The sequence below is a fragment of the Pseudalkalibacillus sp. Hm43 genome (assembly GCF_054170705.1).
Genome location: NZ_CM135129.1, coordinates 3047250 through 3061248, shown reverse-complemented (window position 1 = coordinate 3061248; position 13999 = coordinate 3047250). Strand labels below are relative to the sequence as shown.

Sequence of the window (13999 nt, the reverse complement as noted above, 5' to 3'; positions counted from 1 at the left end):
CTCCTTTTGATGTATTTTTTATGTGATGATCAATAGCCAGATGTACAGGCCAGTCAATGTAATGAACAAGGTCGGCACCGTCAGGATGATACCGATTTTAAAGTAGTAACCCCAGGAGATTTTCACTCCTTTTAACGATAAAACGTGAAGCCAGAGCAATGTTGCCAATGATCCGATCGGTGTGATCTTAGGACCTAGATCCGACCCGATGACGTTCGCATAAATCAACGCTTCTCGTACGACACCAGTCGTTGCTGTATCCTGAATCGCCAGTGCGTCAATCATGACAGTCGGCATGTTGTTCATAACCGATGACAGAATCGCCGCAATGAATCCCATAGAAATCGTTGCCGCATACAATCCTTGATCCGCAGCTGCCTCAATGACCACTGCCAATACGTCTGTCAATCCTTCGTTACGAAGACCATATACGACGACATACATTCCAATTGAGAAAAAGACTATCGCCCAAGGGGCACCTTTCACGACTTTTTTCGTCTCGACCGCCGCGCTCTTTCTTGCCATAAACAAGAAGAAAATCGCAACGATACCTGCAATGATCGATACTGGAATTGCGAAGAATTCACTCGCAAAATATCCGACCAACAAGATCGCAAGGACAAGCCATGATAATCGGAACATCTTGTGGTCTCGAATCGCTTCAGCAGGTTTTTTCAATTGGCCTGCATCATAGCTCTTCGGAATATCCTTCCGGAAGAACAAGTACAATACGATGATACTCGCCACGATGGAGAACAAGTTCGGCACAATCATGCGTGAAGCGTACTCCACAAAACCGATATCGAATACGTCTGCCGAAACGATGTTCACCAGGTTACTGACGATGAGCGGTAAGGATGTGGTATCCGCGATGAATCCACTCGCCATGATGAACGGAAAAATCATCTGGTCTTTGAAGTTCAGCGCACGAACCATCGCCAGAACGATCGGTGTCAGAATAAGAGCTGCACCATCGTTGGCGAAGAAAGCGGCAACGATCGAACCGAGGATCGTCACGTAGACGAACATTTTCACGCCGTTTCCTTTTGCAATCCTGGCCATATGTAGCGCTGACCACTCGAAAAACCCGATTTCGTCCAAAATCAATGAAATGATGATGATGGCGATGAATGCTAGTGTCGCATTCCAGACAATGTCCGTCACGGCGATGACATCACCGAAGTTGACAACGCCTACTAGGAGCGCAAGAATTGCTCCACCGCACGCAGACCATCCGATTCCTAATCCCTTCGGCTGCCAGATGACGAGAACCAACGTCACGATAAAAATGAGTAATGCTAAGATGACTGAAAGCATGTTTTCCCCCTTAAATTACAGAATCCCCTGTTACGTACAGCGGACGTTCAAACCCGCTTTTTCAAGGGCTTCCAGTTGTTCTTCAGCCCCAGAAATATACTTCAATATATCTTTTACCAGCGGATATCCTTCATATTCTTGATTGATGGAATAATAGATCCACTGCCCTTTTCTCGTTTCTTTTACAAGGCGCGCATCTCGAAGTTTCCGCAAATGCTGGCTGACGGATGGTTGACTCATTTGGATCATCTCGACGAACTCACACACGCAACATTCACGCACGTTCAGAAGTCCCATGATCGTCAAACGCGTCTTATCACCCAACAACTTGAGAGCTTGAGCTACCTCAACGGTTTCTAAAGCAGAATCCTTAATCATTTTCTCACCTCACAAGCATCATTATATAAGTATATACTTATATACTCAAGTACAAAATTCTTCAACAATCAAAATATGATACATTAATAGGAACAAAACAAGGTAAGGAGGTGAACGATCATGTCTATCCTTTCTGTGATGGTGGGAGGTTTTTTCGGTGCAATCTGTCGGTATATGCTCGGTGAATGGATACCTACAACTGGCGGATTTCCAGTGGGGACGTTAAGCGTAAACCTAGCAGGTTGCCTATTACTTGGATGGTTCACGGCTTTTAGTCAACGTAAGTCTCTACGACCTGAAATTCCTCTATTGATCGGAACAGGATTTGCTGGATCGTTCACGACTTTCTCCACGTTTTCCGTAGAAACCCTCGAACTTGTTAAGCAGGAACTATTTGTTTTTGCGGCAACCTATGTGCTGTCGAGTGTCCTCGCCGGCATTGCGCTCGCTTTTGTTGGTTACCGGGTGGGAACGCGCCAGAAAGCAGGTGATCTCCGGTGATGATTCTGATTGGATTAGGAGGCTCAGTGGGGGCAGCAGCTCGGTATTTAATCGGTCAATTTTTACATAAAAAAAATCCTAACCATTGGGTGAACGGGACGTGGGTCGTCAACATCGCTGGATCCTTATTACTCGGAGTACTTGCCAGCTTATATTGGACCGAATCCATACCAGAATGGAGCTGGATGCTGTTCGGCACCGGATTTTGTGGCGCGTTCACGACATTTTCCACTTTCAGCGTTGATGTGTTGACAATGATACAGGAAAACCACGGTAGACAGGCCATTATATATGTAGTAACCTCTGTCATGCTAGGAATCTCCGCAGCTACTCTTGGATTTCTACTAGTGCAATAAAGCAGAAGGGGAGTTTTTACGTGAAAAAAGTGCTCGTCAACAAACTACGTGCCAAAAATATGTTTAAGATCACGATTTACCTTACGATTTTACCGTTCGGGATTATGGGTGTGATCGGTCTGTTCATGACGATCATCGGTGCTGCTATCGACCAGCCACCCTTGTTGTTCATGGGCATTTCGTACATTGTGATGCCGGTTTTCCTCATCTTGATTTATGGACTACTCGCTATGCTCAACACTGTCATTTACAATAAGCTTTCTGGTAAATTCGGTGGAATGGAACTTTATCTTACAGAAGAAGAAAAGCCAACAGAGGAATAAATATGGAAGGACTGCCCAACGATTGTAGGCAGTCCTTTTTTATGGTCGGTTTGTTCGAAACATCCTCAATGGGAGGACGACTCTTCTATAATAGAATTTAACAAGTTCAATGAAGAATTTCGGGACCCTTTTCATGAAAAGTTTCTTTTGGTAGACGCGCTGATGCGCCTCCTTCAAATCGTCCCATTGACGGCACGCTTTGTCCTGTGTGAATCGGACGACATCAATCACCTTCACTTCTCCATCATAAGTAAGGATCAGGTTTTGCAGGTGGATGTCAGACGGGTTGAGCCCTTTCGAGCGTGCAAATTCCAAGGCCTCATCGACTTTCTCGATCATTTCGTCTGATATGCATATGCCTTTTTCCAGACATTCATAGAACGTGTATCCCTGGATATATTCCATCTCAATGTAATTATGTCCGGCTTCATATACCTTCGGATAAAAGGGTGAGCCGCTCAACTTTGCATAGATGTCAGCCTCTTGTTTTGCTAGGTGTTCATATTCAGTGAAGAAGATTTTGACGGCGTGGTTCGTCCTTTCATCCCTAAAGACGAAAGCACTTCTCCCCTTTCCAATCAGTGTATACTCCTCAGGCTTCTGAATCAGCCGGTCCGATTGGATGTAAACTTGATTCGTTAAATGTTGAGGTGTGGGATGCATAGCCATTCCCCTCTATCGTTTTATTTGGACTTTAATATTTAGTACCCTTTTTAACTAAAACGATTCGCTCATACATCTCAAATTGTAGCCGTGGGACACACTGGCTCCCAACATGTGGAAAGCTATTTAACAATCATGACTGGACATTGAACCCGCTTGGCCACTTTATGGCTGACACTGCCTAGAACCATTTCTTGAAATGTATTCAGGCCACGACTTCCAATGACCACTAGATCATACGGATTTTCATTCGCGAATTGGACGATGGTAGGTCCTGGCTCGCCTTTCAACACTTTCACTTCATAGGCGATACGACTGTTTTGTAAAATTTCTTCTGTATGGTGCAGACGCAGCTTCCGTTTCGCTTCGATCGCTTCCCTACTGCCCTCTGAAAGGACATCGGATTTCGAGGTTGCACCATCAATGACATACACAACCGTCACTTTCGCATCCTCATCCTTTTCTGCAATTGCACGTGTTTTTTCCGCTGCCCGGATGGCATGTTCGGATCCATCTGAAGCTAATAGTATTTGTCTAAACATCGTCGTCCTCCTCACTTCAACCCCATTACTTCTAACTGATTTAATTTTCTCACTTTTTTAATAAATTTACAATTGCTCAACAATATCCCATTTATCTCCTAATTTTAAATTTATCAGATTGGCATCCATAAAGGAGCATAATGTCGAAAATGAGAGAAAAAGAATTAAGTACGCGCTTTCCTGCGATTATCCTTCCTTTACGAACGATGTTATAATCCGTATGTTCACAACGGCCCCGACTTTCATGAGAGTTGAAAGTCATTTCTGAGAAGCTGATGCACATGGTGCTGAAGCTAGAATTTTTAAACTTTATAAAGAAGAAAGAGAGAGGTGCAAAATACTTTTGAACGTACAAAAATTACAACAAGAATGGTTTGGCAACATCAGAGGGGATATCCTTGCGGGTATTGTCGTTGCATTAGCCTTGATTCCTGAAGCCATTGCCTTTTCAATCATTGCTGGGGTCGATCCGATGGTAGGTCTTTACGCATCGTTTTGTATCGCAGTTGTGATTGCTTTCGTAGGTGGTCGTCCAGGAATGATTTCTGCAGCGACCGGTGCGATGGCGCTCCTGATGACGACGTTAGTTGCCGATCATGGTCTACAATATCTATTAGCCGCGACGATTTTGACTGGTGTCATCCAACTGTTGATGGGTGTTTTAAAGCTGGGTAAAGTGATGAAATTCATCCCTAAATCCGTTATGGTCGGATTCGTCAATGCACTTGCGATTTTGATTTTCATGGCTCAACTTCCTCATTTTGTAGGAGAAACTTGGGTCATGTATGCGATGGTTGCCGGAGCTTTAGCCATCATTTATATTTTACCGAGATTTACGAAAGCAGTCCCATCTCCACTGATTGCGATCATCGTCATGACAATCATTGCGATTACATCAGGCGTTGGTGTACGGACTGTCGGTGATATGGGGGAACTTACCCAAGCGTTACCGTTATTCTTGATTCCTGAAATTCCATTGAATTTCGAGACATTACAAATCATCTTCCCGTATTCCTTTGCATTAGCCATCGTCGGTTTGCTTGAGTCACTTCTGACTGCACAAATCGTTGATGATATGACAGATACGGAAAGTGACAAAAACAAAGAAGCGAAAGGTCAAGGAGCTGCGAACATCGTTGCTGGATTTTTCGGTGGTATGGCTGGATGTGCGATGATCGGACAATCCGTCATCAACGTAAAATCCGGTGGGCGTGGAAGACTCTCTACGCTCGTCGCAGGTGTTGTGCTCATGCTATTGATTCTCGTCTTCAACAATGTACTTGTACAAATTCCAATGGCTGCCCTCGTCGGTGTCATGATCATGGTTTCAATCGGAACCTTCGACTGGTCTTCGTTGACGAAATTGCACGTGATGCCGAAGACAGACGCTTCAGTAATGGTCGTTACCGTTGTGACCGTCGTCTTTACGCACGACTTGTCCAAAGGTGTCATAGCCGGAGTCATCTTGAGCGCAATCTTCTTTGCCGCTAAGATTTCCAAAGTACATGTCGATACGAAAATGGAAGATCACATCAATACGAAGACGTATCAAGTGCGAGGGCAACTGTTCTTCGCTTCTGTAACAGACTTCGTATCGAAGTTCGACTTCAAAGAAAACGTCGATACAGTCATAGTCGACTTTACGCACGCCCACTGCTGGGATGACTCAGCCGTCGGAGCTGTCGATAAGATCGTCTTGAAATACAAACAGAACGGCGTACCCGTTAAAATCATCGGGTTGAATGCCGACAGCCACAAGTTGGTCAACAAGCTTGCGGTTTACAATAAAACAGGCGCGAATATCGCGAATCATTAATTTAGAATGAAGGTGCAGAAGCCAAAAGGTTTCGCACCTTTTTTTGTATATTAATATTTGTTAGGCCATAGAGAATGAAGTTGGTAAGTTCGATTTCTGTAGGTTCCTTGGGGGTTAAGTTTAAGTGAGGAAATGAATCGCTGGCATGTTGTTTTGGATTGTATGTGGAGATAGTCTCTCATTTGTTTGTTTGAGATCTCTTCTTCAAAAAGGATGAAATAGTCTCGGAGCGCATTAATGTGGGCATTGGTAGAGGTTGTATTACATTGAGGACAGATCCATTTATTTCGGGCTCTGTTCATGGGGATTTCCAAACATTGGGGGCATTGGACTCCGGTTAGCAGTTCTTCCTTCCGGATGTTTAGTTTGGTCATAAGATCAGGGTTATGAGGAGTATGCAATCGGATGATCAAATCTTTCAATTTCTGAAGGTCTTTTTTACGAAGTACCTGCTTTTTATGAATGTGATGGAGATCGTTTATTGTATTCAGTATTTTAGTATTCCGAATAACTTTTTTGGCGAGTAATGTTTCATTATTTCTAGATACGATTTTCGCTCTTTCATTCGCAATGACGACATAAGACTGTATCGGGATCTGATCTGGGAAGTTGTATTTCAACAACCACTGTGTAAGCTGAAAATGTTGATGTTCGACTTGCTGAATCGGGTCTTTATAGATCACTTCCTTGTCTTCAATTTGTTGGATGAGCTGATTGTGATCCGTATCAAATATCAATGTTCCTGCTAAGTTTTTCACTTCAAATATGATGATAAACGACGGATGGACAAGTAGTGTGTCCATTTGAAAATAATACCTCCCACCCGATAAACGAGTACCATCAAAGATGAGGTAGGAACTTTCATTTAGAAAGCTTAAGTAGTAATCTAAACTCCGTTCTCCCCATTCGCCAGACTTACTGGAATCCCACCAGGATTCCAATTTTGCTCGAGCAGGATGATTGTCCTTCAACCTTCTTGTTAATGCATCTAATTTTTCGATTTTTAGATTTTTAAAGTAGATTTTTTGCGTCAAAAAATCATCCCTTTCCTAATTGAATAGTAGTACTTTCTATATTGCACTCTAAAACCCTGCTGAGGGATGAATTTTAAGAGGTTACGCCCCACTTTTCTCGCGTATCGCCCCGCTTCTTCAGCGTATCGACCCACTCCCTCCGTGTATCGAACCACTTCCGCGAGCTTACGACCCGCTCCACACATATATTGACCCACTTCTCCGCACTTACGACCCACTCATGCACGTTTACGACCCACTTCCACGTCACGTCATATCGCCCCGCTTCTCAACTAAAAAAGAAACCTATCGCCACTCGGGCGATAGGCTCCTTATCAGAAATTCACTTACGTATTGCTACGGATTTCCGCTCCACCAGCTCGGTCGTGAGCTTGTAATAAGGTTCTACTTGTTCCTTGGAGAGCTTCTGGAAAATGAGGTGAACAGCTAGTGCTCCTGCCTCATACTTCGGCTGACGGATCGTTGTCAATGGTGGGGAAACGAACTCTGACAACTGAATATCATCGAATCCGACGATCGAGATGTCCCCAGGAATCTCAATTCCCTTCTCATTGAACGCTTGAATCCCACCAATCGCCATTTCGTCATTCGCATAAAATACCCCTTCAGGGAGATCATTCTGTGCAATAAGCATTTTCGTCGCCTTATAGCCGCTTTCACGCGTGAAATCTCCAGAGATTTTCCACTTCGGAATATAAGGCAGATCATATTTCTCCAGGGCTGCTTTATAGCCATTAAATCTTAAGTCATTGTCATGTGAATTGTTCGGTCCACTGATATAGGCCACCTTCCGATGTCCCTGCTTAATCAGATGTTCCGTCGCAATGAAACCACCTTGCCAGTTATCGACTTCTACCTGAAGAATGTGTTCGTCATCAAGCTTCCGGTCCAATACGACAATAGGAAAACCTTCGCGAGCTGACTCCAGGATCGTTTCATCACTAATGTTATGCGCTAGAATAATGACGCCATCGACCCGTTTTTCCCTTATGAATTTGACTGCAGTCGATTGGGCATCTCCCATCGAATTACACGCAATCAAGTCGTACCCGTTCGACATGGCGACGGTTTGGACCCCGTTGATCAGTTCTGAATAATACGGACCTGATAAATCTGTCAGAATGAGTGCAATCGTATTCGTATTTGTCCGCTTCAGATCAGAAGCGATCCCGTTCTTTAAATAATTCAATTCTCTCGCAGCCTCTATGACCTTCTTTTTGGTTTCTGGGCTGATTTTATTAATGTTGTTCAAAGCGTAAGAAGCTGTAGAAACAGCTACTCCTGCACGCTTTGCTACATCCTTGATTGTTGCCATACCTTTCACATCCTACTACTTACTCATTATTGATTTATCTTTAAAAAAATACCCCAAAACTCTTTGTATATGTTCATCCCAGTATCCCCATTCATGCGTACCAGGGAATTCCTCATAGAGGACATCCAGCTGGATTCGTTCACAATGGTCGCGGAATCGAAGGTTGGAAGCATGCAGATGATCTTCCCTTCCACAATTCAAATAGAGGAAAGGTTTCGGTGCAGAGCTTTCCGACAATTTTTCCGCCAGATAAAATAGATCATCCTCGCTCCCTCTTACCTTTCGATCACCAAAGATCGCAGGAAAATCATTCTTAAAATCCGCTATCCTCTCCGCCATATCCACGGCACCTGAAAGACTCGCAGCCATCCCATATTTATCAGGATAACGCATTGCCGTCTTCAACGCACCGTATCCACCCATTGACAATCCAGCAATGTACGTATCTTCCCTGGCCGCTGATACCGGAAACATCGATTGCACGAACCTTGGAAGCTCTTTACTGATATACGTAAAATAATTCTGTCCATACGCCATATCCGTATACCAGCTGCGTCCGACCGCCGGCATGATGACCGCAATACCGAGAGAGGATGCATAACGTTCTATGGAAGTGAATCGTGACCAGATCGTATGGTCATCCGACAGCCCGTGTAATAAATAGAGACACGGATATTTCTCCTGCTCAACTCGATCTTTATTCAGCAAACTTGGCTGCTGCGGCATGATTACATGGATAGAAGCCGAACACTCTAACGCCTCTGAAAAGAAATCGCATTTAATATGCGCCATTCTCATCACCTGATCCTTTCAACGAATAGACGACAGCTTCGAAAGGTCTTAAGTCAAATTCATCCGGTCTTATAGGTGAATCTTCATAGTTACTAATGACTAATTCAGCATCCGCATAGGAAATCCCTTTCGGTAACGAGAAGTTCGGATGCCCATCATAGAAATTCACCACGATCAGTAACCGTTCATCGCCAAGCTGTCGTGTGTAAGCAAAAATCTCTTCATGTTCTGCACAAATCAATTCATATTTTCCAAAAACGATGACATCCCGTTCTTTTCGCAGCTGAATCAATTTTTGGTAATGGTAAAAAATCGATTGCTCATCCTCGAGTGCTTTCTCCACATTGATCGCTTCATAGTTGGGATTCACTTGGATCCAAGGCTTCCCATTTGTAAAACCAGCGCTTTCCGTAACATTCCACTGTATAGGGGTACGGGCATTATCTCTTCCTTTTGCATAGATGGAGGTCATGATTTCCTCATGGGCGGTCCCTTGTTCTGCTTTTTCCTTATACATGTTGAGCGTTTCGATATCTTTGTATTCTTCGATGTTTTCAAATCGGATGTTCGTCATTCCGATCTCCTCACCCTGATAAATGTAAGGCGTGCCTTGCATCAGATGTAAAAGAGTCGCGAGCATCTTCGCAGATTCAACCCTGTATGCCTGATCATTACCCCACCGGGATACAATGCGTGGTTGGTCGTGATTGTTCCAATACAAACTGTTCCATCCTTCGCCGTGGAGCTCGGTCTGCCACTTGCTCAGCACAGTTTTTAACTCACTGAGATCGAGTGGCTTTAATGCCCACTTCCCCTGTCCCTTTTCTTCATCCAAGGACATGTGCTCGAAAGTGAAGACCATATCTAGTTCATGACGATCTGGTGCGGTATATAATTTGGCTGTCTCTGTCGTTGCAGAGGGCGTTTCACCAACTGTCATAACGTCATACTTTGACAGCACTTTCTCATGAATCTCTTGCAAATAAGGGTGGAGCTGGGGTCCATCCGTCAAGACCTTCTCATCAACTTCTTTTCCAATCAAGTCGATGACATCCATCCGGAAGCCACTGATCCCTTTTGCCAGCCAGAAGTCCATCATTTTGTGCAATTCTGCCCGGACCTCCGGATTATGAACATTCAGATCCGGCTGTTTTTTACTGAACAAGTGGAAATAATATTGTCCAGTCAGCTCATCGTATTCCCAGGCAGAGCCACTGAAAACGGAGCCGATATCACTCGGCGGTCCATCTTCTCCATCCCGCCAAATGTAATAATCCCGATAAGGGTTATCCTTCGATTTCCTCGATTCCACAAACCATGGGTGTTCGTCAGAGGTATGGTTAATGACGAGATCCATGATGATTTTGATTCCCTTCGCTCGTGCCTCCTGAATCAAGTTCTCCATATCTTCCATCGATCCGTATTCATCCATGATGCTGTAATAATCACTGATGTCATATCCATTGTCGTCGTTCGGTGATTCATACACAGGACTTAACCAGATCACATCAATCCCCAGCTCTGCAAGGTAATCCAGTTTTTCTATGATTCCACGGAGATCCCCGACACCATCATGATTGCTGTCTTTGAAGCTGCGAGGATAGATTTGATATACCGTTGACGAATGCCACCATTCTCTCTCCATACGTACCTCCTACTAATAAACGGAATGAGCCAACAGTGGAGTCAATATGATCTTGACTCCACAAGCGATGCATTATTTGAGCCCCGACATCGTAAATCCTTCGACAATGTATTTTTGGAAGAAGGAAAATATGATGATGATCGGCACGACCATGAAAGCTGCTCCAGCCATCTGCAAACCGTAGTTGCTTGCATATTGACCTTGCAACAACGATAATCCGACGGATAGCGTATACAGGTTTTCATCATTCGCGATGATCAGTGGCCACAAGAAGCTGTTCCAAGCCCCTATAAAGGTAAGAATCCCTTGAACGGCGAAAATCGGTTTGGCGATCGGTATGATCAGTCGGAAAAAGATATAAAATTCACCTGCGCCATCCAACCGGGCTGCTTCAATCAAATCTGTAGGGATCGTCGTCATGAACTGTCTGAACAAGAAAATGCTGAACGCTACCGCTAATCCCGGTAACACGATTCCGGCCATCGTATTCGTCAGACCCATTTCATTCAAAATCAAATAAACCGGTATCATGGTCACTTGGGCAGGTATCATCATCGTAGCCAGGACCATGTAGAAGATCGGTTCCCGTCCTTTGAATTTATACTTTGCGAACCCATAGCCCGCCATTGCATTCAACAATAGCCCGACGAATGAGAAAAGCACTATGATGAGCGTGTTACGAAGGTAGATTCCAAAGTTCAACCGTTCAAACAAGTTCAGATAATTTTCTAAAGTCAGATCCTCCGGAAACAAAGTCGGAGGGAATATCAACACTTCCCCTGACGGTTTGAATGAGCTGGCAATCATCCAGAAAAACGGAATGGACACGAGGATCCCGCCGATAATGAGAAGGATGCTGACGATTGATTTTTCAATTTTTTTGTTGATCGTATTCGATTCCATATCGTTCACCTCAATCTAGTACTCTGTATCCGATTTTCTGAATTTGAACTGGACGAGCGTCACCACGATGATGAAGATGAAAAGGACGAACGATCCAGCTGCTGCATATCCGAATTCACTGTATTGGAAACCTTCTTGATAGATGAATAGAGCCATCGAGATCGTACCGTTCAATGGGCCACCATCCGTCATGACAAACGGTTCTTCGAAAAATTGCAGCCATCCGATCAGCGTCGTGATCGTGACGAAGAAGGTGGCATATCGCAATAATGGAATAGTGATTTTGAAAAGCATTTGAAAGCGGTTTGCACCATCTATTTTCGCTGCCTCATAGTACGATTGCGGAATGCCTTGCAACGCGGCAAGGAAAATGATCATATTGATTCCAATTCCCTTCCAAACAGCAAGCACGATCAAGGAAAGCTTTGCAATCGTCGGCTCTTCCAACCAGGGGACTTTCCCTGCTTCCAAAAGCGATAATATATAGTTGAATAACCCATATTCCGTGTTGTATAAATAGCCCCAGATGACGGCAACCGCTACGATATTCGTAATCGAGGGCATGTAATAGACTCCTCTGAAAAACCGGAAAAGCAAGTTGGAACCGTAGTTTAAAAGTAAAGCGATTCCTAATGAACAAACGATGACAAGAGGCACACCGATCAAGGCATAAAACAATGTATTGTAGATCGACTTGTGAAACACTTCATCGGAAAACAATTCTCTGTAATTCTCTGTTCCAATGAAACTGATATTCGACCAGTTGGCTAATCCTTTCAGATCCAGGTCTGTAAAGCTGATGATAAATGCGACGAATATCGGTATGATGCTGAAGACAATTAAAATCAAGACTGCAGGTCCAATGAACATGAACGGATGTCGATCATGATAAAGCCGTTTGAAGCCATTGCCCATAATACCCCACCTAACTGAAACTGTACTCACAATACTTTCGTTGTTTCGAAAAAATGGAGTTCAGGCATCCTCTCTGGATACCTGCAACTCCACTATTAGCTCTTATCAAGTCATGCAAATACTACTCTTCCATTGATTCTTCTACTTTTTGTCGGTACTTGTCCAATTCTTTTTCCACATCTGCATCCCCGACCGTCACTTTTTCAATGGCATTCAGTAATTCTTGTCCAACGACTTCCCAGTTCTGGATTTGAGGTGATGCCTTTGCCGTCTCCAGTTGTTCCCCGAATACCGCAAGCTTCTCATCCTTCTTAAGTGTCTCATCTTCCCAAGCCTCTACTCTTGATGGGAGTGTATTGGACATTTTAAACCATTCAATCTGTGTATCCACGTCGTTCATATAAGAGATGAATTTCAAAGATTTTTCCACTTTATCTGAGCTGCTGAAAATGGAGAAGTTGGAACCACCGATACTAGATGCAACCTGTTCTTTCTTCGGCATAGTCGTGATGGACCACTTTCCTTCAAGGTCAGGTGCTTGATCATTCAGGATGTTCACCATCCATGGTCCACTGAAGAACATAGGTTTCACACCGTCTTTAAAGGATTGGACAATGTCCATTCCTTCTGCCGTCGTACTGATTCCTTCTTCGAAATAACTTGTATAGTATTGAATCGCCTCATTGAATTCTGGACTATCCAGATTCAGATTCTGCTTGTCCAAATCGAATTCAAATCCGTTCTGCCATGCAAAAATGAATGGCATGATCTGGTCGTTCCGATCAATATCCAATCCATAGTACTTATCCCCGCGATCCGCTAGTTTCTTAGATGCATCCTTCAGCTCATCCCAGGTTGCCGGTGGTTCGTTGTAACCGACTTCTTTCAGAAGGTCGGATCTGTAGTACAATACTCTTGTTTCCACATACCATGGAACGCCGACGATCTGATCCTCATATTTCATGGTTTGTGCAGCACCATCGAAATAATTTTCAGGTTTGAACTCAGGATAGTCATCCATATGTTCCGTCAAATCGACCAACGCTCCTGCATCTGCAAACTCAGACATCCATGTTGTTCCTAATTGAACAACATCCGGACCCTTCTGAGAAGCAACAGCAGTCAATAATTTATCATGCGCATTTTCCCAAGGGATCGCCTGTACTTTGACCTTGATATCCGGATTTTCCTCTTCAAACTTCTTGGCGATTTCGTCCAGTTTTTTACCTTCCTCACCCATTGCCCACACTTGGATGGTATTCTCATCATCTCCAGATCCGTTTGAACAACCTCCTAACAAAGCTGAAACGGATAAAATACAGACTAAGAATAACAAGAATGTTCTCTTACGCATCATCATCCATTACTCCCTTCTGACCCTATTATTTAAATTCCATCCATCATAAAAAAACACGTTGACTGACATTTCGCTCCTCATTTTCAATGGAGACCAATCGAGTTGAAACAACTTGATTGAAACGTTTCGATACATTGATTAT

Annotated in this window: 16 protein-coding genes; 4 read left to right on the top strand and 12 right to left on the bottom strand. The window is 43.8% G+C overall.

The genetic code is table 11. The annotated features are described in order from the left end of the window. Positions 1–18: 18 nt before the first annotated feature. Both ACXQIQ_RS15910 and ACXQIQ_RS15905 read right to left on the bottom strand, forming a co-directional pair. The gene (locus tag ACXQIQ_RS15910) at positions 19–1317 is read right to left on the bottom strand and encodes an arsenic transporter (RefSeq protein ID WP_439301391.1); all 1299 of its coding nucleotides are present in this window, start codon (positions 1315–1317) and stop codon (positions 19–21) included. Between the two features lie 30 nt (positions 1318–1347). Beyond that, positions 1348–1695, bottom strand: coding sequence for an ArsR/SmtB family transcription factor (locus tag ACXQIQ_RS15905; RefSeq protein WP_439301392.1), 348 nt, complete (start codon positions 1693–1695; stop codon positions 1348–1350). A gap of 120 nt (positions 1696–1815) precedes the next feature. Here ACXQIQ_RS15905 and crcB (ACXQIQ_RS15900) point away from each other — a divergent pair, with 120 nt between their 5' ends. From crcB (ACXQIQ_RS15900) to ACXQIQ_RS15890, 3 genes are read left to right on the top strand one after another with little or no spacing between them, the layout of a single operon-like run. After that, on the top strand, positions 1816–2196 hold the full coding sequence (crcB, locus tag ACXQIQ_RS15900) for a fluoride efflux transporter CrcB (protein ID WP_439301393.1): 381 nt from the start codon (positions 1816–1818) through the stop codon (positions 2194–2196). After that, positions 2196–2552 carry a fluoride efflux transporter CrcB gene (gene crcB / locus ACXQIQ_RS15895; protein ID WP_439302004.1) on the top strand — a complete coding sequence of 119 codons (357 nt, stop codon included), beginning with the start codon at positions 2196–2198 and terminating at the stop codon, positions 2550–2552. Before crcB (ACXQIQ_RS15900) ends, crcB (ACXQIQ_RS15895) begins: the two co-directional genes overlap by 1 nt. Before the next feature lie 20 nt (positions 2553–2572). Continuing rightward, positions 2573–2875, top strand: a complete 303-nt coding sequence (locus ACXQIQ_RS15890; RefSeq protein WP_439301394.1) for a hypothetical protein — start codon at positions 2573–2575, stop codon at positions 2873–2875. 39 nt (positions 2876–2914) lie between these two features. Here ACXQIQ_RS15890 and ACXQIQ_RS15885 read toward each other — a convergent pair whose 3' ends face one another. Continuing rightward, entirely contained in the window at positions 2915–3538 is a 624-nt protein-coding gene (locus tag ACXQIQ_RS15885) for a hypothetical protein (protein ID WP_439301395.1), read from the bottom strand. A 122-nt stretch (positions 3539–3660) separates the two neighbouring features. Continuing rightward, on the bottom strand, positions 3661–4080 hold the full coding sequence (locus ACXQIQ_RS15880; protein WP_439301396.1) for a universal stress protein: 420 nt from the start codon (positions 4078–4080) through the stop codon (positions 3661–3663). 343 nt (positions 4081–4423) lie between these two features. Here ACXQIQ_RS15880 and ACXQIQ_RS15875 point away from each other — a divergent pair, with 343 nt between their 5' ends. Beyond that, on the top strand, positions 4424–5896 hold the full coding sequence (locus tag ACXQIQ_RS15875; RefSeq protein WP_439301397.1) for a SulP family inorganic anion transporter: 1473 nt from the start codon (positions 4424–4426) through the stop codon (positions 5894–5896). 50 nt (positions 5897–5946) lie between these two features. Here ACXQIQ_RS15875 and ACXQIQ_RS15870 read toward each other — a convergent pair whose 3' ends face one another. The 8 genes from ACXQIQ_RS15870 to ACXQIQ_RS15835 form a co-directional block, all read right to left on the bottom strand. Further along, positions 5947–6837 carry a nuclease-related domain-containing protein gene (locus tag ACXQIQ_RS15870; RefSeq protein WP_458026122.1) on the bottom strand — a complete coding sequence of 297 codons (891 nt, stop codon included), beginning with the start codon at positions 6835–6837 and terminating at the stop codon, positions 5947–5949. Between the two features lie 166 nt (positions 6838–7003). Beyond that, positions 7004–7180, bottom strand: a complete 177-nt coding sequence (locus tag ACXQIQ_RS15865) for a hypothetical protein (protein ID WP_439301399.1) — start codon at positions 7178–7180, stop codon at positions 7004–7006. A 72-nt stretch (positions 7181–7252) separates the two neighbouring features. Then, positions 7253–8245: a LacI family DNA-binding transcriptional regulator gene (locus tag ACXQIQ_RS15860; protein ID WP_439301400.1), complete on the bottom strand. Its 993-nt coding sequence runs from the start codon at positions 8243–8245 to the stop codon at positions 7253–7255. 15 nt (positions 8246–8260) lie between these two features. Further along, positions 8261–9037, bottom strand: a complete 777-nt coding sequence (locus ACXQIQ_RS15855) for an alpha/beta hydrolase (protein ID WP_439301401.1) — start codon at positions 9035–9037, stop codon at positions 8261–8263. Next, the gene (locus tag ACXQIQ_RS15850; protein WP_439301402.1) at positions 9024–10682 is read right to left on the bottom strand and encodes a glycoside hydrolase family 13 protein; all 1659 of its coding nucleotides are present in this window, start codon (positions 10680–10682) and stop codon (positions 9024–9026) included. Before ACXQIQ_RS15850 ends, ACXQIQ_RS15855 begins: the two co-directional genes overlap by 14 nt. A 72-nt stretch (positions 10683–10754) precedes the next feature. Next, complete coding sequence (locus tag ACXQIQ_RS15845) at positions 10755–11585, bottom strand: carbohydrate ABC transporter permease (RefSeq protein ID WP_439301403.1); 831 nt, start codon at positions 11583–11585, stop codon at positions 10755–10757. Positions 11586–11600: 15 nt separating this feature from the next. After that, positions 11601–12500: a carbohydrate ABC transporter permease gene (locus ACXQIQ_RS15840; RefSeq protein ID WP_439301404.1), complete on the bottom strand. Its 900-nt coding sequence runs from the start codon at positions 12498–12500 to the stop codon at positions 11601–11603. 121 nt (positions 12501–12621) lie between these two features. After that, a complete protein-coding gene (locus ACXQIQ_RS15835; RefSeq protein ID WP_439301405.1) occupies positions 12622–13860 on the bottom strand; it encodes a sugar ABC transporter substrate-binding protein in 1239 nt (412 codons plus the stop codon). Between the last annotated feature and the right edge of the window lie 139 nt (positions 13861–13999).

What these genes read in the sequence shown, in the direction of transcription:
- ACXQIQ_RS15910 (WP_439301391.1), bottom strand. Translation starts at nt 1,317, where the DNA reads ATGCTTTCAGTCATCTTAGCATTACTCATTTTTATCGTGACGTTGGTT.
- ACXQIQ_RS15885 (WP_439301395.1), bottom strand. Translation starts at nt 3,538, where the DNA reads ATGCATCCCACACCTCAACATTTAACGAATCAAGTTTACATCCAATCG.
- crcB (WP_439301393.1), top strand. Translation starts at nt 1,816, where the DNA reads ATGTCTATCCTTTCTGTGATGGTGGGAGGTTTTTTCGGTGCAATCTGT.
- ACXQIQ_RS15855 (WP_439301401.1), bottom strand. Translation starts at nt 9,037, where the DNA reads ATGGCGCATATTAAATGCGATTTCTTTTCAGAGGCGTTAGAGTGTTCG.
- ACXQIQ_RS15850 (WP_439301402.1), bottom strand. Translation starts at nt 10,682, where the DNA reads ATGGAGAGAGAATGGTGGCATTCGTCAACGGTATATCAAATCTATCCT.
- crcB (WP_439302004.1), top strand. Translation starts at nt 2,196, where the DNA reads ATGATTCTGATTGGATTAGGAGGCTCAGTGGGGGCAGCAGCTCGGTAT.
- ACXQIQ_RS15845 (WP_439301403.1), bottom strand. Translation starts at nt 11,585, where the DNA reads ATGGAATCGAATACGATCAACAAAAAAATTGAAAAATCAATCGTCAGC.
- ACXQIQ_RS15905 (WP_439301392.1), bottom strand. Translation starts at nt 1,695, where the DNA reads ATGATTAAGGATTCTGCTTTAGAAACCGTTGAGGTAGCTCAAGCTCTC.
- ACXQIQ_RS15835 (WP_439301405.1), bottom strand. Translation starts at nt 13,860, where the DNA reads ATGATGATGCGTAAGAGAACATTCTTGTTATTCTTAGTCTGTATTTTA.
- ACXQIQ_RS15880 (WP_439301396.1), bottom strand. Translation starts at nt 4,080, where the DNA reads ATGTTTAGACAAATACTATTAGCTTCAGATGGATCCGAACATGCCATC.
- ACXQIQ_RS15860 (WP_439301400.1), bottom strand. Translation starts at nt 8,245, where the DNA reads ATGGCAACAATCAAGGATGTAGCAAAGCGTGCAGGAGTAGCTGTTTCT.
- ACXQIQ_RS15840 (WP_439301404.1), bottom strand. Translation starts at nt 12,500, where the DNA reads ATGGGCAATGGCTTCAAACGGCTTTATCATGATCGACATCCGTTCATG.